The sequence below is a fragment of the Acinetobacter sp. 24-47-62 genome, assembly GCF_056779765.1.
Genome location: NZ_JBWYIN010000003.1, coordinates 54,917 through 73,030, shown reverse-complemented (window position 1 = coordinate 73,030; position 18,114 = coordinate 54,917). Strand labels below are relative to the sequence as shown.

The window sequence follows — 18,114 nt, the reverse complement described above, 5'->3', positions numbered from 1 at the left end:
TTCAGTTCAAATTAAGTGTTATTAGATGCTTGCAATAGCAGCATTTAAAGTTGCACTTGGACGCATAACTGCATTTACTTTCTCTTGATCGATTGCGTAGTAACCACCGATATCAACAGATTTACCTTGAACTTCTGCAAGTTCAGCAACGATCTTCTCTTCATTTTCAGCTAAAGTCTTCGCTAAAGTAGAGAATGTCGCTTTTAATTCAGCATCTTCGTCTTGAGCTGCTAATTCTTCAGCCCAGAACTTAGCTAAATAGAAATGGCTACCACGGTTGTCTAACTCACCTGTACGACGTGATGGAGATTTGTCGTTGTCAAGTAATTTACCAGTTGCAGCATCCAATGTTTTCGCAAGAAGTTTAGCTTTAGGGTTGTTTTCTTTAATACCAAGCTCTTCAAGTGAAACAGCGAGTGCAAGGAACTCACCTAAAGAATCCCAACGCAAGTGGTTTTCTTCAACAAGTTGTTGTACGTGTTTAGGTGCTGAACCACCTGCACCAGTTTCGTACATACCACCACCCGCCATTAAAGGCACGATAGACAGCATTTTCGCAGAAGTACCAAGCTCCATAATTGGGAACAAGTCAGTGAGGTAGTCACGTAGAATGTTACCCGTTACAGAGATTGTATCTAGACCACGAGCAACACGTTCAAGTGTGTAACGCATTGCACGTACTTGAGACATGATTTGGATGTCTAGACCATCTGTATCGTGATCTTTTAAGTATTTTTGAACTTTCTTGATCAATTCGTTTTCGTGTGGACGGTATGGGTCTAACCAGAAGATTGCTGGCATACCAGAGTTACGTGCACGTGTTACAGCTAGTTTTACCCAGTCGCGGATCGGTGCATCTTTCACCTGACACATACGCCAGATATCACCTTCTTCCACGTTTTGAGACATTAAAACTTCGCCAGTTTCGATATCTGTGATGTTAGCAACACCAGCTTGCGCGATTTCGAAAGTTTTGTCGTGTGAACCGTATTCTTCAGCTTTTTGAGCCATTAGACCAACGTTAGGTACAGTACCCATTGTACGTGGGTCAAAGTTACCATTCCACTTACAGAAGTTGATCATTTCTTGGTAAATACGTGCAAATGTAGATTCAGGCATTACTGCTTTACAGTCGTAAGGCTTGCCGTCAGCACCCCACATTTTACCACCACCACGGATCATTGCAGGCATAGAAGCATCTACGATCACGTCGTTTGGAGAATGGAAATTAGTGATACCTTTTGCTGAATCCACCATTGCTAAAGCAGGACGGTGTTCTTGACATGCGTGTAGATCTTCGATGATCTCTTCACGTAAAGAAGTCGGTAAAGTTTCGATCTTCTCGTAAAGACCAGCCATACCGTTGTTTACGTTAATACCTAGTTCGTCGAACAGTTTACCGTGTTTTTCGAACGCTTCCTTGTAATAAATCTTCACACAGTGACCGAATACGATCGGGTGTGAAACTTTCATCATGGTTGCTTTAACGTGTAAAGAGAACAAGATGCCCGCTTCTTTACAATCATCTAATTCTTTTTCATAGAAGTCGCAAAGTGCTTTCTTGCTCATGAACATAGAATCGATGATTTCGCCGTCTTGCAGTGCAACTTTTTCTTTAAGAACGATGGTTTCACCAGAATTCGTGATCAGTTCCATTTTCACATTGCGAGGACGATCTAAAGTCATAGACTTTTCGCCGTGATAGAAGTCACCTTCATCCATGTGAGAAACGTGAGTTTGTGACCACTGTTTCCACTCACCCATAGAATGTGGGTGTTTTTTCGCATAGTTTTTAACAGCAGCAGGCGCACGACGGTCAGAGTTCCCTTCACGCAATACAGGGTTTACTGCTGAACCTAAGCATTTACCAAAACGTGCTTTGAGTGCTTTTTCTTCTTCAGTCGTAGGATTCTCAGGATAATCTGGAATTGCATAGCCTTTTGATTGAAGCTCTTTGATACATGCAGTCAACTGAGCTACAGATGCACTGATGTTTGGAAGTTTGATGATGTTTGTGTCTGGATCTTGTGTAAGACGACCTAATTCTGCAAGATTGTCTGATACTTTCTGCTCTTCGCTAAGGTATTCAGAGAATTCAGCGAGCACGCGTGCTGCAACTGAGATGTCAGTTTTTACAATCTCAACACCAGCAGGCTTAGTAAAGGTCTCAATGATCGGCAGTAGTGAGTAAGTCGCCAGTAATGGCGCCTCGTCGGTCAGTGTGTAGATGATAGTTGACTTTCCACCAGCCATATATAGCCCCTTGCTTTGGATTGAGTTACAGAGCACCGAACTTTTGGTCCAGTCTCTTAGAACCGATTTGCTTAAATTAAAACGTTGAGAGTATCGTTCTTCGTCGCATTTCAGTCAATGAAATAAGCTTTTAGTACGCTATTTTGATGAAATAACATACAAAATAGTATCCATCTTTAGTTTGATAATACTGTATGAATTTCATTACTTCTGAATGAAAAGTGAAGAACTGGTAATGAACGTTGATCTCAACTTCCCTGTAATATGAACATTATACGTGTCTCATATTTAAACAGGATGGCAAAAGCGTACATTTCGGGCGTTATTGTAAGTGTTAATGTACGGGCATATTAATAAATTACGGAAATACCCAATATTTAGATTAAAGCATTTTGGGTATTTATACTTAAAATATATAATTTAATATCAAATTTAGAGATTTTTTAAACGCAATTTTTCTTGATAGAGCAAGTGATAACGAATACTTTACTTTTAAAAAAAGAAGTAATGTCTTGATTACGAAAAAAGGGCTTAAGTAAAATACTTAAGCCCTTTTTTTAAATCTTGGTAGGTATATCCAGACTCGAACTGGAGACCTCTACGATGTCAACGTAGCGCTCTAACCAACTGAGCTATACACCTAGAATGCTTCGCATCTTATGCAAAAATCACTTGGCTGACAAGCCTTTTTCATATTTAACCAAAAGATATGAACAAGTTTTAATCATTGACTTAAAATTTGCGAACTCTTGTTTAGAAATACTCGATTGTGAATAACTTAAGTGCTCGTACAGAATGATAATTTCGAGGAAAACAGCTCTATCATTTTGACTTAAAGGTGATGAAATTCTTTCTAACCATTGTCGAACCGTTTCGTAAGAATAACGGCGACTGTGAAGTCCTAATTTTCTATTAAAAACATGAAGTACCCAATCGATTTGTGAATAGTGTTTTCTCTTTTTTCTCAACATCCATAGCACATAACATCCTAATATGATCAGTGAGCCTGCAAGGATAATCACAAACACTGAAGCAACTGAATGAATTCCAAATTTTGTCATCCAACTCAGCTGTTGATCAGCGTTATATCCAACAACTTTACTTTGCCATTGATAACTTGCGTAATCACTCCATATGCGAATTTTTGTCAAAAAAGGATATTTTGCAACTGACCAATTTTTATTCTCAGAGTAAAGTGTTTGGTTATTTTGAATTAAACTTTGCATTCCCTGGTCAATACGCTCTGGAGCAATCATTGCAGTGGGATCAATCCTCTGCCATTGACCTCCAAAATATACTTCAGTCCAAGCATGTGCATCTAACTGCCTCACTTCCCAACTTTTTTGGTCTGGCGCAAATTGACCTCCTTGATAACCTGTTACGACTCGGGCAGGAATACCGACATAACGCATCATCATGACAAAACTAGAAGCAAAATGCTCACAAAATCCTTGTTGTGAATTAAACATAAATGCATCTATCCGATCACCATTCAAAACACCGGGAGATAAAGAATACTGAAAGCTATTTTGCTTAAACCAGTCTAAAACTTGCTGGATATAACGCTCTGGCTGCTCTCCACTTTTAATAAATAAGTCCCATGCTAAACTTTGACTTTTGATATCGCGCTGATGGAGATACTGGGTGTAATACTGAATTTGAAACTGACTAAGTTCATGATTTATTTTCGTCCCACGCCCTAACCAAACTAAGTTTATAGGTTGAGCCGTTTGAATAGGTCGTTGAGCTGAAATACCACCGTCATAACGGAGATAATAATTTCGTTGTCGAGGTACAGATTGCTCTAATCCCATAATCCAATCTACAGAAGGATCTTTAGCCAAATACTGATATTCAACTTTTTGATTTAAAATAGAAAGTTGATAAGAGTTTAACTCGTTTAACCCTCTATTAAATCCATGACTCGTCCATTTTTGACCATCATATTGATCTAAGACCAAAGCTCGCCAATACATTTCTGAACGCGTCGGTAATTTTGTCATATCACCAATAATACGAAATGCCAATTCATTTGACTGAGACAGCTCAGCAATGTCACCTGGGGACATAGAGTCACTGATTCCTGTCATCCCCTTATTTTGTTGAATGGGGATATGCCAGAGCGGAGGTAATCGCGGGAAAAAAATAAAGAACAATATAAAAAAAGGAATTGCCAATCCGATGAATTTACCGACATGAATGATATCGTGCTTTAAGCCATTTTTAGTTTCAGGAGTGGACAGAAACTCCGCGGTTTGAATTCTATAAAGTCCTACAAAACAGCTCACTAAGCACAGCACCACTCCCAAAGCAACATACAACGTTTGACTGTATAAAAACGTACTTGCCGCCACGAATAAGGCAAAATTAAAAACGATGATCAAATCACGTTTTTTTTGGGTTTCTAATGCTTTTGCAAATAGAAAAGTTGTCAGCGATGCTACCCCAGCCTCAACACCAACAAAGGTATGGTAATGCAGATAAATCGCGCCAAGTGCAATTGCTGTAAAACTAAATTTTATTGCTTTGGAGACATTTTTTTTACTTTTTTGAATATGCCATAAATACATGAGCTCAATACAGAGCACCAAAAATAAAGCATAAGGCAGATAAATAATCTGGATAAATAAAATGAGTGCCAAACTCACTAGCATGGATTGTGAAACTTTAGGATGTACCATATATCTAAACCTATTTTCTATTTCACACTTTATGCCTGAGCAAGCAGAATTTTAGCCTGCTTGATATGCTCAGTTCCAAACCCTTGATTCAGTTCGGCATGAGGTAACACCAGCTTAAAAGGGATTTGTAATTGCTCACACTGCTCCACCACACCCATCATATATTTGAGCTTTTCTTCATGCTCGATTGACGGCATATGATGATAATGAATATCAACACATCGATCCTGTTGATGCTCTTCAAAAACTTTAATATACAAACCTTGTCCACGAGCAGCCTGCTTCCAAGATACACTTTGTAATGAGTCGCCGACCTGAAAACTTCTTAATTCTTTAAACTCATCTTTTTCCTGATCCAATACAAATGCATTTGAAAAGCTTGTATTCGGATTTATTTTGGCTTGAGGCGCAATCCATGCATGTCGTCCATGAAAGATATAAGTCCAAGCTCGAACAAGACCAAATGGATACACTGAAGCAATGTGTATATCGGGATAGTTATACTGTCCTCGTTGATCAACCTGAATCTGAATAACACATTCAGACTGTTTTTGGTCAATGTGAATGTGCTGTGTCTCAGAATCGATGGAGATCGATAAATAACGTGAATATGAATAAGGTTGATTCAAGTAGATTTTAAATAAAATCGAGTGCCCTACCTGTCCGACTTCATCAGTAATGATGTCTATCTCAAGACCATGCAATTGTTTAAAGGTGATATAAAAACTAATGCATAAGATCGCACTAATTAAAAAGCAGAAACCTAATATCAAATTATTGGCATAGTTAATACCCGCAATAAATGTGATCAAAATCAACACAAGATATAAGAAACCTTGCTGATAAATAAAAATCAAAATATCGCGTTGACCAATTTTTTTACTCTGCTCAAACCGAAATCTTTTTTTTAACCATTGCTTCCAGATACTGGTCACCTGCATACCCTCAAATCAATTTAACCTGATTCATTAGGGAGACCGTCTCATCCTCACTCAAGTTTAATCGATGAGCGCATACTGCTGAAAATACAGCTTTTACATCATCAGGAATGACAAAAGCTCTGGCATGCACGATCGCTCTCGCTTGTGATGCTCGTTTTAAAGCCAATAATCCACGCGTCGATAAACCATGCGCACTTTTTCGTGTTACCGCAGCCAAATCCAATAAATAGTCTTGAATTGCATCACTTAAATGGACTTGATGAGTCAAGGATTGCAACCTTAGTATTTCAGTCTCATTAAATACATGGATCAACTGTGCGATTAATTTGGCACGTGATTCTTGTTGAAGAAGTATTTTTTCTGCATGGCGAGATGGATAACCAAGAGATAACCGCATGAGGAATCTGTCTAACTGAGACTCTGGTAGTGCATAAGTCCCGCTTTGAAAGAGTGGATTCTGAGTTGCTATCACCCAAAAAGGCTGAGGTAAAGCATAACGCTGTCCATCAATCGTGGCGTAGCCCTCTTCCATCGCTTCTAGCAATGCACTCTGTGTCTTTGGACTACAGCGATTAATTTCATCTGCCAAAAGCACTTGGGTAAAGATAGGTCCGTACTTAAATTCAAACTGATGCTCTTTTTGATTAAAAACATTCACGCCAATCACATCACTGGCGAGCATATCATTGGTAAATTGGATTCTTTGAAATGATAAACCTGATAAAGATGCCAAACTACTGGCCAATGTGGTCTTACCCAATCCAGGTAAGTCTTCAAATAAAATATGACCACCTGCAATTAAACTACATAAAGCCAATTCAGTTTGCGTATTTTTATCCAAAACAATTTGATTGATTTGTTCTAGAAATAAGGAAATTTTGGGAATAAATGATTGAATCTGAGACTCTAACTCAGGCTGAATAATATCTTTTGATTGAACACTCTGCTTCATTCCCCAAATCATCATTTACACTTCCAAAACGGTATATTTCTACCATACAGGTTTTTTTTATTTTCTCAAATATTTCAAATAATCAGTGTATTAAAGAATGAGTTTTAAACTTAATGCTGAATAAGCTTCAACTGTTTGAGCATCTCTTCAGGTCCAATTTGAAGGCTTGAATTATTGTTTTCCGCCAGCTTGATCTGTTCAATAAAATAGCTGTTGATCGGTGCATTCACCCCGAGTGTATTGGCAAGTCTGACTACTTCACCATTAATCCAATCAACCTCCGTCGTGCGCCCTAAATTCAGATCATCCTGCATAGATGAACGAGCTAGTGGATCAATGGCTAACATTTTGCGACTAATCAACTTAAACAACCAGTTAGGAAGTTGAAGAATATGAGGAATGATGTTCGCTGGTACAGGCGTTAATTGTGCGGGTTGAATATTTGCCTGCTTTAAAATTCGAAGCGTCTCTAACTGTGCCTGAGCAAGGCACTTTCTATACATTCGATTAGTAAGTTGATTTCTTAAAGTTAGACCAGATAAAGCGTTAATCGAATTGTTCAAGTTGAATAAGACTTTAGCCCACTGTACCTCTAACATATCATCACGGAATTCAACTTGCAGTTTCGCCGCATCTAACACTATTTTTAGCTGATTACTTTCTACAAATTTTTTTATCATTAATGTTCCATCAGAACCTTGATGGAAATGAGACGGTTTGAGTTCTGCGACATTAAATGGAACCATTCCTTCCATAATCTCCCATTCTGGCAGCATTTTTTTTAACCGTGGAACATTACTCACCCCATTTTGAAAACTGATGAGACTCGGTTTATTGAGAGTGTCACAGCTTCGTATTTCAGATGCCACTTGCTCTGTCGCTGCTGATTTTACACAAATCATGACTAAGTCCGTGTCTAAGACTTCTGCTAGATTTGTTGTAAGTCTTAATTGATCTGGAGTGAGCTTATGATGGTAGCCGTTTAAATCACTGAGCTCCAATCCATTTTGGCTTAATTTTTGATAGCTTCTTTCCCTACAGTAAAATGTCACCTGATGGCCTGCTGCGACCATTCTTCCACCGATATAACAGCCAATCGATCCTGCACCATAAATTCCAATTTTCATGTTTTTATCCTTTGTTATTGATCAAGAGTATACGAGTTTCAGAACAATAAATTTGTCAGGTTTTATACAATTAAAACAAATAAAAAACGACACCTCAGTGCCGTTTTTTATTTAATATTAGAAAATTAACATGGACATTTTTTCATACCGCCTGCTGCACTTGGATAGCGTGCATCGACACAATAACGATGAAAAGTTTTTTCATCCATTGGCTCTAGGTCAGGGTGATGCTTTTTCATATGCTCTACATAGTTTTGGTAATCTGGGACACCCACCATTAAACGAAAACTTTGTTGTAGCCGCTGCCAAATCAGTTGAACTGTTTTGATTCCATTCAACATTAAAAACTTCTTCGGCTGAGCCAAAATCGTGAATTTAATGATTTTACCCAATGCCAGCTTTTGACGAATTTGTTCTTTCAAACTCATTTGGTCTCTCCTGCAGGGACTTGATCAGTATAAATTGCTTCAGCTTCCTGAGCCGTTGGCTGCGGATTTGCTAAAGCACGACGAATCACTTTAATGGCAGCAAACAACATCACCACAGCAACAATCATAAAGAATGCACATAACGCAGCATTAATCTGATTAGATAAAGCAACAGTTTGCATTTCCGCAATGGATTTCGCAGGCGCTAAAATTTCGTTTCGCTCAATAGCCGCATTGAAACGATCTGCTTGTGCCAAGAATCCAATTTTTGGATTTTCATGGAAGATTTTTTGCCAACCAGCAGTCATCGCTGTAATGAAGAGGAAAATCGTTGGAACAATGGTGACCCACACATATTTTTCTTTCTTCATTTTGAACAAAATGACAGTACCCAGCATCAGCGCCATCGCAGCTAAAATTTGGTTACCAATACCAAATAATGGCCACAAACTATTGATACCGCCCAGTGGATCAACTACACCTTGATATACAAAGAAACCCCAGCCTGCCACTGCAACGGCAGTACCAATCAAGTTGCCCACAAACGACTTAGAGTTTTTAACCGCAGGGACAACAATACCCACAGTATCTTGAACCATAAAACGGCAAGCACGTGTTCCTGCATCAACAGCAGTTAGAATAAATAGCGCTTCAAACAAGATCGCAAAGTGATACCAAAATGCCATCATTTCACGACTATTAAAAATTTCAGTGATGATGTGCGCCATACCAATCGCAAACGTCGGTGCACCACCAGTACGAGAAAGAATTGTGCTTTCACCAACCTCTTGAGCAAGTAGTGTTAAAGCTTCAGGTGTAACCACAAATCCTAAATTACGTACCGCCTCTGCGGCACTTTCAACCGTCGTTCCTATCACCGCAGCTGGAGAGTTAATGGCAAAATAAACGCCTGGATCCAAGATCGTTGCACAGATCATCGCCATGATTGCGACAAATGATTCCATCAACATACCGCCGTATCCGATCATCCGGATATCGCGTTCATTATTTACGAGCTTAGGTGTAGTTCCTGATGAAACCAATGCATGGAAACCTGAAATTGCACCACAGGCAATGGTAATAAATAAGAATGGGAAAAGTGATCCAGAGAATACAGGTCCCGTACCATCTACGAAGTGGGTAATTGCAGGCATTTTTAATTCAGGCATCGCAAATACGATACCCAATGCTAAACCTGCAATCACGCCAATTTTCAAGAAAGTCGATAAATAATCACGTGGAGCCAATAACAACCATACTGGTAATACAGAAGCGATGAAACCGTAGATAATCAATGCCCATGTTAACTCTGTACCAGATAAAGTGAATAATTGCCCCCAATAAGGATGTTGAGCAATATTTTCACCGTAGATGATACCGAGCATCATCAGTACAAAGCCAATGATTGAAACTTCGGCAATCTTTCCTGGACGGATATATCGCATATATACGCCCATAAATAATGCAATTGGAATGGTGGCAGCAATACTAAACACACCCCATGGACTATTGGTTAATGCTTTAACCACCACGAGTGCAAGCACAGCTAGGATAATGATCATTACCCCTAATGCGCCAAGCATCACAATAATTCCTGCAAATGAACCCAGTTCTTGTTTTGCCATTTCACCCAGTGAACGTCCGTCACGGCGTGTAGAAATAAATAAAACTAGAAAATCTTGGACTGCACCTGCCAGTACAACACCGACTAACAGCCAAATCGTTCCTGGTAAATAACCCATTTGCGCAGCAAGAATAGGCCCAACTAACGGACCAGCACCTGCAATCGCAGCAAAGTGATGACCAAACAGAACACTTTTATTTGTAGGCACATAATCTAGACCATCCACTAGACGGTGCGCAGGTGTTAAACGCCGAGCATTTAACTCGAATACTTTATTAGCAATAAATAAACTATAAAAACGATATGCAATACTGTAAACACAGACTGCAGCGAGTACGAGCCAAACTGCGTTGACATGTTCTCCACGACTAACCGCTAATATTCCAAAGGACACTGCGCCAATTATGGCCACAATAATCCAAATCAATTTCGAAGCCATGGATGACTTCGGTTGTATTTGATCCATATCAAACCCTCATTATTTCGTATTTGCAATCAGCTCAATTTTATTATTCGTGTTACTGCTGTTTTCCCTTGCGACTATACTCCTCAATAATTCTTCTTTACCTTAGACCTTGGCATTAAAAAAGGGATGATTGTCATCATCCCTTTCGATAATAGTATAAATTTACACCATTATGCACGTTCTAAGTATTCACCAGTACGTGTGTCAACACGAACGCTTTCTTCTTGTTGAACGAATAATGGAACACGTACTACAGCACCTGTTTCAAGTTTCGCTGGTTTACCACCACCGCCAGAAGTATCACCACGTACGCCTGGATCAGTTTCAACAATTTTTAATACCACGAAGTTAGGTGCATTCACTGTTAAAGGAACACCATTCCATAACATGATTGTGCATTTTTCGTTTGAATCGTCTTTCAACCATTTCGCAGCATCACCCATTGCAACTTTATCAGCCGCAATTTGCTCGAAAGTTACAGGATCCATGAAATTCCATAGTTCGCCGTCGTTGTATAAGTAGTCCATTTCTACTTCTACGATATCTGCAGCTTCTAAAGAATCACCAGATTTGAATGTTTTTTCTAATACTTTACCTGATTTAAGGTTACGTAATTTAACACGGTTGAACGCTTGGCCTTTACCTGGTTTAACGTATTCGTTTTCCATGATTGAGCATGGGTTACCATCAAGCATTACCTTAAGGCCAGACTTGAAATCGTTCGTAGAATAATAGGCCATGAGAGGCTCACTCCAAACTTACTAACTTTAATCTATTAATGCGATGGGCTGCTACACTGTCATTTAGCAAGTCTGACAGGTGCATGATATGCCACATGCACATGCATTTATGTTGCGTATTCTAAATGACCAACCTACTCTGCCGCAATGATAAATTCCGAAATACAATGTTTAAGCTGTCTAAGTTCCATGCAGAACTACTGTTGTAGACTTAATTTGATCATCTTTAGGCTTGAGTATTTTCATCCCGACATTCAATAAAGAAGGCTTAATCAGGACACAACTGAGTTTTTCAATGGGATTTGATTTAAAATGAAGCCTTTCATCTCCCTCTAAATTTAAACTGTATGACCCACTATTTGTATCAAGAGCAACATTGGCAAAATCAACTCAGCGATTTAATCACTGACCCACATGAGCTCATTGAACTCTTGGAATTGCAACCTGAAGATTTAATACATGGTGCAATTTTGGCATCAGCCCAATTTAAATTAAGAGTCCCTCGCGCCTTCGTCGCGAAGATGCAAAAATCTAATCCTGATGATCCACTGTTACTTCAAGTACTCCCTCATCATCTGGAGCTAAATGAACATCCTGATTTTGTAACAGACCCCCTTGATGAGGAGGCTGCCAATTTAATCCCAGGTGTATTGCATAAGTATCAGTCACGTTTTTTACTGACTTTAACGGGTGCCTGTGCTGTTCATTGTCGTTATTGTTTTAGACGTCATTTTCCATATCAAGAAAATTTACCTAAAAATGACGACTGGGAAAAAATACAAGACTACTTACTCGCTCATCCAGAAATCAATGAAGTGATCTTAAGCGGAGGTGATCCCCTAACACTTTCAAATCGTAAACTTGCCATTTGGATCGACAGATTAAGTTCAATTCCACATCTTAAAATTTTGCGTATTCACTCTCGAGTTCCAATCGTTCTTCCAAATCGGCTTGATGATGAACTTATTTCTCTCTTAAAAAACAGTAGGCTACGTATTATTCTGGTGGTACACTCAAACCATGCTGCTGAAATTGATGACTTTACCGCTTCGAAATTAATGCAAATTTCACAACAAAATATTTTGGTGTTGAATCAAGCTGTGTTATTAAAAGGTATCAATGATCATCCTGATATTTTGGTTGATCTAAGTCATCGATTATTTGATGCGCGTGTGATGCCTTATTATTTACATGTGTTGGATAAAGTAAAAGGTGCTCAGCATTTTGATTTACCAAGTGAATCTATTGATTCAATCTATAAAGAGGTTTTGGCAAGGTTGCCTGGATACTTGGTTCCAAAGCTGGTTAGAGAAATTGCGGGAGAACAGAATAAAACACCGCTTTATGGAGTTGCCACTTTTTAGAGACTCACTTACATGCTTCAGGCTCAGATTTCAGAAATTTTTCACTATCCTACTGCCTTGACTCGAGATCAACTGAGTTTTGCAAATGCAAATGTTCAGGACTTGAGTTTTTGGGCATCTCAACTTTCAATTATGCAATTAGGTGACACCTCTGAAGCGGTGTTGAAAGCCCTATATGAAATCGCTGAACTCAAATGTTCGGAAACATTGCGCTTTGATCTTATTCAAGCGCTACACCCTTTGATCGAAAATATTTTAGAGAGACTTGAAAAAAACTTTTTAAATCAAGGTCTTTTTCTATCAGACCGTAACAAAGATATTATAGAGTTAACCACTCGTCTAAGAACATTATTTGCTGATATCTACATAGATATTGCACAGCGCAGTGAAATGCAGCTAAAACAACAAAAGTTTTCTATTTTGAAGTTTGCTCAAAAGCGTAATGTGAAAACTGCACGACTCCTTTCCAGTTATTACGCTCTTCAACAATTGGGTTTATTGTTAGTACAACAACAGATGCTTTATCGTTCTGCCTTGTCTAAGCAATGGTTAATGACCCATTATCTGTATGATTTGGCATTAAAAAACCAAGAACACACGGTCAATATTAATTTATTGCAAGGCACGCATCACGCTTTAAAAAATATTCAACAGTGCTATGCCCAAGTCTTATTATTAGAAATATTTAATACCCACCAAATTCGTCCTTCTGAGATCTACGCGCTCTATCAATGCACAGCGGATTGGGCACAACTAGTGCAAGTTTTACCACGCGAAACCGCTTTATCTCGTTACGTCATTGATACCACTAAAGATCATCCGCCAGTTTACAACCGAAAACACCATGAGAGTTTTAAACCAAACATTTTCGTGGCGACACAATCGTTGCTTGAGCATGTCAACTTAACCATTCAAAAGGACAATGAATATTTATCTAAGAAAGAGAAAGCATATTTAACTGCGCCTCTTAAATTTCATGTACAAAATGTTTTAGGCTCGACCATTGAACGCCGACATGAACGTTATGAACATTCCGCTCAGTTACAACTCTGTTTCAGTTTACTTACCGCTCATTATTATCTCTCTAAAACCAAAACTTTTAGCGAAACCTTACGACTAACACCGCCTAAATCAAAATCAGAAGACGAGTTTGCATTTACATATTTAAATGACTACCCAGATGCCTATACAGACAAATCAAACAAGGTTCTAGATAAACAGGCACGTCAAATCCATGCGGCTCAAGTTTTAGATATCAGTTTAAATGGTTATCGCGTACGTTGGTTAGAAGAAGAAGCACCTCCAAATTTAAGAACTGGTGAATTTATCCTGATCAATGAGGGAGTGAACAGCAAATGGAAAGGTGGTGTAATTCGTTGGATCAAACAATCTGTTAAAAAAAGCTATGAACTTGGGCTTGAAGTGATTGGACCCGACATCCACCCTTGCGCCGCAAAAGTTTATACAGATCGAAGTTCTTTTAATTATCATCCATGTTTATTTGTACATACCTTGAAGATTGATGCTCCACAGCATTCTCTTATTTTGCCAAATTTACAGTTTTTCAAAGAACAACAATCTATTTATTTACGCTTAACTGATCAAGATATCAAACTAGAATTGATAAAGACCATGCTCATCACACAAAGTTTTGTTCAATTTGAATTTGAACTATTTAATGATGAGCAGCAATATCTGATTGATGAATTTTTACAACATCAAAACCTTGAATCAAATCGTTTTCAAGACGTATGGGAAGCATTGAAGTGAAAAACCTACTTCTATCAACACAATTAAAGCAATCTGGAATGCGCTTACTCATTGTCGATGATAACCAGATTCGTTATAACCATATTATCTCTTTACTCGAAAAACGCGAGTACAAGGTAGAAGCAGTGCTACTCGATGATCAAGTGAGTCTTGAAAAGCAACTTCATTTAGATTGGGATTTAATTCTGTTTGGTCGCGCCTACGAGCTTACCTTAACTCATTTTCTTCGACTGCTTGCTGATTCTGATAAAGCTTTAACCCCCACACTTTATCTAGCTCCAGAAGCGCTAGAAATGTCTGAAGTAAAACTCATTTCGATGGGCATCTACGATGTTTTAAATATTGATCAACCTGAACAATGTTTACTTAAAATTATTCGAGCATTGGCTTTTAATCGCTTACAAAAAAATCAGATGCAATTAACGGATGAACTGAAACACAATGTTCAAATTAAACAAAATTGGATCGAAGAGCATAAAAAAGCAGTTGCAATCATAGAAGAAGGGATTGTCGTTGAATGCAACCATGAGTTTACGCATTTATTTGGCTTCAACACGTGTGATGACGTTATTGGATACCCGCTCATTGATTTAATACAACCTGAGGATATTCAATCTTTTAAAGCACGATTTAAAAAATTAGCTTTCGGTAAATTTGAGTATGGTCCTTTTGAACTGATTTCTCTTAATCCACAGTTAACACATCAAAATCCAGTCCAAATTGAATGTAATCCTACAGATCAAAATCAAGTCATTGAAATTACGATTTCAACGCATTTTCAACAGAGTGACCATTCATTTAGTCCTCAACTTGAGACTACACCTCATCAATTCAATAGAATTGCACCACACACAACATTGGCAAAAATTTTACAACATCTTGAAGAACACCCTGCTCAAGAAAATGCTTTGGTCATCTTCAGCCTAGCCAGTTGTCCAGACTATATCTTGAGTTCTGATTGGGATACTTTTAAAGGCTATTTCGGCAAACTTTCAGACTTTATTCTCGAACAGACCAATGGCGCTGTATTTAAAATTGAAACAGCCCTGTATGCCACTATCATTCAAGCTGAAACGATTGAAGTTCTAAAATCAAGACTCTCTGCGCTACATGCGCTTGAAAAACCTAGACTCGTCAATCTGGGAGATCAAACCTATCAACAGCATGTCAAAATTGGTTATAGCCTCTTCAAACTGTCAGATTTAAATGTAGATAATTTTGAACAGCTCATTGCAAATGCTTATAACACTGCCCTACCCAATTTATTGAGCAATGATGCCGCTTTAGAGACAACGCTTGAAGAAATTGAAGAGATTCATTTTGAAGTTACTCAAGCAGATGAGCCGACCGCTATTCAGTTAAATACACCTTCTTCTGAAGTAGAGCCTGATCATTCAACAGAATTTGTATTTCAAGCAATTGAAGAACCTGTACAGTCAGACGAAGTTCACGGCGATATCCTAGTACATCTTCGTAAAGTTCTTGAACGTGATCAAATTACGCTAAAGTTCCAACAAATCTATGATAAAGAAGACACTAGTCTTAATACCTATGAAGTAAGCAGCGGGTTTATTTTTGAAAATCAATGGATTCAATTGGACGATATTGAAGAATTGGTGGATGACCCTGAGTTGTCTATTAAAATTGACCGATGGATTTTGGTTGAGGCAGCAAAGCAACTGCACAATTTTTTAACACAATATCCTGAAGCTAAACTGATTATTAATTTACGACACCATGTTCTTTTAAAGCATCATCAACTGGCAGAATTAATTTCAAAACTGCTCATGATTGTAGGAGCAAAAGCACCTCAACCACTGATTTTACAGTTTAAAGAAAAATACATTGCTCAACATTTAAATGAAATTCTGCCTGCGATTGAGGTATTGAGAGCGCAAGGCGCAGATATTGCCGTTTGTGAGTTTGGATTAAGTAAATGTAGCGATCTCATTCTCAAAGTTGCCAATATTCAGAATTTCACGCTGCATGAAGAATTCACAGATAATTTAAATACTGAAGAAGGTATTGAACGTTTTAAACAGGCGATTGAATACTTCAATAGTCATCGATCAGTCAATTTATTACTCAAAAATCTCAATGATATGAATAGCTTTGCCAACGCGTGGAATGTCGACGTGAGATTTTTACAAGGTGATTATTACCAGCGTAAATTGGATCAGCTCATGAATGTTCAAGATCAAAGTTAATTCCAAATTTTGGACATAAAAAAACAGGCTGAACGCCTGTTTTTTTTATTTTGGGTATTAACGTTTGATAGAACGTGACATACCAGCAAAACGTTGTTTGAACTTGTCGATACGACCGCCAGTGTCAACGTTCTTTTGCTTACCAGTATAGAATGGGTGGCAAGCTGAGCATACGTCTAGGTAAAGTGTTTCTTTACCAACAGCTGAACGAGTTTCGATTACGTTACCGCAAGAGCAAGTAGCAACTAATTTTTCGTATTTTGGGTGAATATCGGCGCGCATGGTCGATTCTCCATAGAGTTAAGAAGGCTTTAGCTGTCATCGCAATTGATCACTCTCTTCATCCATTACAACAGATGCAGAGGAAAGGCTGAAATACAGCAGATCAACACCATAACAGACCATTCTTTTGGCCCACCGAGACGGCTTCCGTCAGAGCTAAGCACAACAAGTGGACGACATTATACTCCACTTTATTTTAGATAGCGAATTTTTCCTTTAAGACTTTTCAATTTGCTTGGACCAATGATTCGCAATAATTCCGCACACCATTAATTGGATCTGATGGAAAATCATAATTGGCAATATGATCATCCCCATAGGTTGTCCAATGAAAAGAATTTGCGCCATAGGCACTCCACTTGCGAGTGTTTTCTTAGAACCACAAAAAAATACAGCGATTTGATCGGCACGATTAAATCCAAACCACTTTGGGGCGTGATAGGCTAAAAGCATAATCAAAGTCAGAAGCACAGAGCATGCAATAATTAACCACATTAAGGTCACCCCACTGACTTCATTCCATAGACCTGCTACGACTGCACTACTGAATGCGCCATACACCACCAAAAGAATTGAGCCTTGATCAAAAGTTTTGACAATACTCGGGGCTTTTTGAATCAGTGGAAAGACGATAGGACGCAATAATTGTCCCAAAATAAATGGAACCAATAACAGCAGAATAATTTTGACGATCGCACTGGTTGGATCAAACCCATGATCAGACTGGCCTAAAATAAATAAGGTCACTAATATAGGTGTGATAAACATACCAATAATATTAGAGAATGAAGCACTACACACAGCACTTGCGACATTACCACCTGCTACAGAAGTAAATGCAATAGAAGACTGAACTGTTGAGGGTAAGAAGCACATAAACAAGAAGCCCCAATACAGTTCTTGTCCAAGTAGCGGTAGCAATACAGGTTCAGCCATTAATCCTAGAATTGGGAAAACTGCAAACGTCAGTGCAAAGACCAAACTGTGTAATTGCCAATGTTTAATGCCTTGAATCACCGCTTCACGTGATAACTTTGCACCATGTAAAAAAAATAGGATTGCAATTGCAATCGTGGTGAAATAAGAAAAATAGTGAGCAGCAACACCTGAAATTGGCATCACTGACGCTAAAATCACCATAACAAACAGCAATATCGTGAAACGATCTAACGCTAAGAGCTTTAGCACCCCATATCCCTCTTTTTATTCTATCTGAATTGAAAATAAGCCCAATACACATTGATTGGGCTTATCTTTAAAATTTTACTCACAAATCAGC

General features: G+C 38.5%; 13 protein-coding genes and 1 tRNA gene. 3 read left to right on the top strand and 11 right to left on the bottom strand.

Going from position 1 to position 18,114, the window contains the following annotated elements; genetic code table 11:
- Positions 1 to 21 precede the first annotated feature (21 nt).
- The 9 genes from AC1M87_RS03195 to efp all read right to left on the bottom strand — a co-directional run bounded on the left by AC1M87_RS03195 (position 22) and on the right by efp (position 11,212).
- Positions 22 to 2,253 carry an NADP-dependent isocitrate dehydrogenase gene (locus AC1M87_RS03195; RefSeq protein ID WP_180027575.1) on the bottom strand — a complete coding sequence of 744 codons (2,232 nt, stop codon included), beginning with the start codon at positions 2,251 to 2,253 and terminating at the stop codon, positions 22 to 24.
- Positions 2,254 to 2,818: 565 nt separating this feature from the next.
- A tRNA-Val gene (locus AC1M87_RS03190) sits at positions 2,819 to 2,895 on the bottom strand.
- 26 nt (positions 2,896 to 2,921) lie between these two features.
- On the bottom strand, positions 2,922 to 4,934 hold the full coding sequence (locus tag AC1M87_RS03185) for a transglutaminase TgpA family protein (protein WP_481592921.1): 2,013 nt from the start codon (positions 4,932 to 4,934) through the stop codon (positions 2,922 to 2,924).
- A gap of 29 nt (positions 4,935 to 4,963) precedes the next feature.
- Positions 4,964 to 5,869, bottom strand: a complete 906-nt coding sequence (locus AC1M87_RS03180; protein ID WP_481592920.1) for a DUF58 domain-containing protein — start codon at positions 5,867 to 5,869, stop codon at positions 4,964 to 4,966.
- A gap of 10 nt (positions 5,870 to 5,879) precedes the next feature.
- Positions 5,880 to 6,839, bottom strand: coding sequence for an AAA family ATPase (locus AC1M87_RS03175; protein ID WP_481593016.1), 960 nt, complete (start codon positions 6,837 to 6,839; stop codon positions 5,880 to 5,882).
- A 98-nt stretch (positions 6,840 to 6,937) separates the two neighbouring features.
- Positions 6,938 to 7,954 carry a 2-dehydropantoate 2-reductase gene (locus AC1M87_RS03170; protein ID WP_481592919.1) on the bottom strand — a complete coding sequence of 339 codons (1,017 nt, stop codon included), beginning with the start codon at positions 7,952 to 7,954 and terminating at the stop codon, positions 6,938 to 6,940.
- 125 nt (positions 7,955 to 8,079) lie between these two features.
- The gene (locus AC1M87_RS03165; RefSeq protein ID WP_481588442.1) at positions 8,080 to 8,382 is read right to left on the bottom strand and encodes a YbdD/YjiX family protein; all 303 of its coding nucleotides are present in this window, start codon (positions 8,380 to 8,382) and stop codon (positions 8,080 to 8,082) included.
- Positions 8,379 to 10,472, bottom strand: coding sequence for a carbon starvation CstA family protein (locus AC1M87_RS03160; protein ID WP_481592918.1), 2,094 nt, complete (start codon positions 10,470 to 10,472; stop codon positions 8,379 to 8,381). Before AC1M87_RS03160 ends, AC1M87_RS03165 begins: the two co-directional genes overlap by 4 nt.
- A 170-nt stretch (positions 10,473 to 10,642) precedes the next feature.
- Positions 10,643 to 11,212 carry an elongation factor P gene (efp, locus tag AC1M87_RS03155; protein ID WP_035265851.1) on the bottom strand — a complete coding sequence of 190 codons (570 nt, stop codon included), beginning with the start codon at positions 11,210 to 11,212 and terminating at the stop codon, positions 10,643 to 10,645.
- 347 nt (positions 11,213 to 11,559) lie between these two features.
- On the opposite strand from efp, the gene epmB reads away from it, so the two are divergent.
- Genes epmB through AC1M87_RS03140 form a run of 3 tightly spaced genes read left to right on the top strand, consistent with a single transcriptional unit; the run spans position 11,560 to position 16,553 of the window.
- Entirely contained in the window at positions 11,560 to 12,576 is a 1,017-nt protein-coding gene (epmB, locus tag AC1M87_RS03150) for an EF-P beta-lysylation protein EpmB (protein WP_481592917.1), read from the top strand.
- Between the two features lie 12 nt (positions 12,577 to 12,588).
- Positions 12,589 to 14,346, top strand: coding sequence for a GTPase (locus tag AC1M87_RS03145; RefSeq protein ID WP_481592916.1), 1,758 nt, complete (start codon positions 12,589 to 12,591; stop codon positions 14,344 to 14,346).
- A complete protein-coding gene (locus tag AC1M87_RS03140; protein WP_481592915.1) occupies positions 14,343 to 16,553 on the top strand; it encodes an EAL domain-containing protein in 2,211 nt (736 codons plus the stop codon). Before AC1M87_RS03145 ends, AC1M87_RS03140 begins: the two co-directional genes overlap by 4 nt.
- Positions 16,554 to 16,610: 57 nt before the next feature.
- Here the strand turns inward: AC1M87_RS03140 and rpmE are convergent, their stop codons facing one another.
- Together rpmE and AC1M87_RS03130 are read right to left on the bottom strand one after the other, a co-directional pair.
- Entirely contained in the window at positions 16,611 to 16,835 is a 225-nt protein-coding gene (rpmE, locus tag AC1M87_RS03135) for a 50S ribosomal protein L31 (RefSeq protein WP_004971624.1), read from the bottom strand.
- Positions 16,836 to 17,051: 216 nt separating this feature from the next.
- Positions 17,052 to 18,023 (bottom strand): bile acid:sodium symporter family protein, encoded by a 972-nt coding sequence (locus AC1M87_RS03130; protein ID WP_481592914.1) that lies wholly within the window; start codon positions 18,021 to 18,023, stop codon positions 17,052 to 17,054.
- Positions 18,024 to 18,114: the final 91 nt, after the last annotated feature.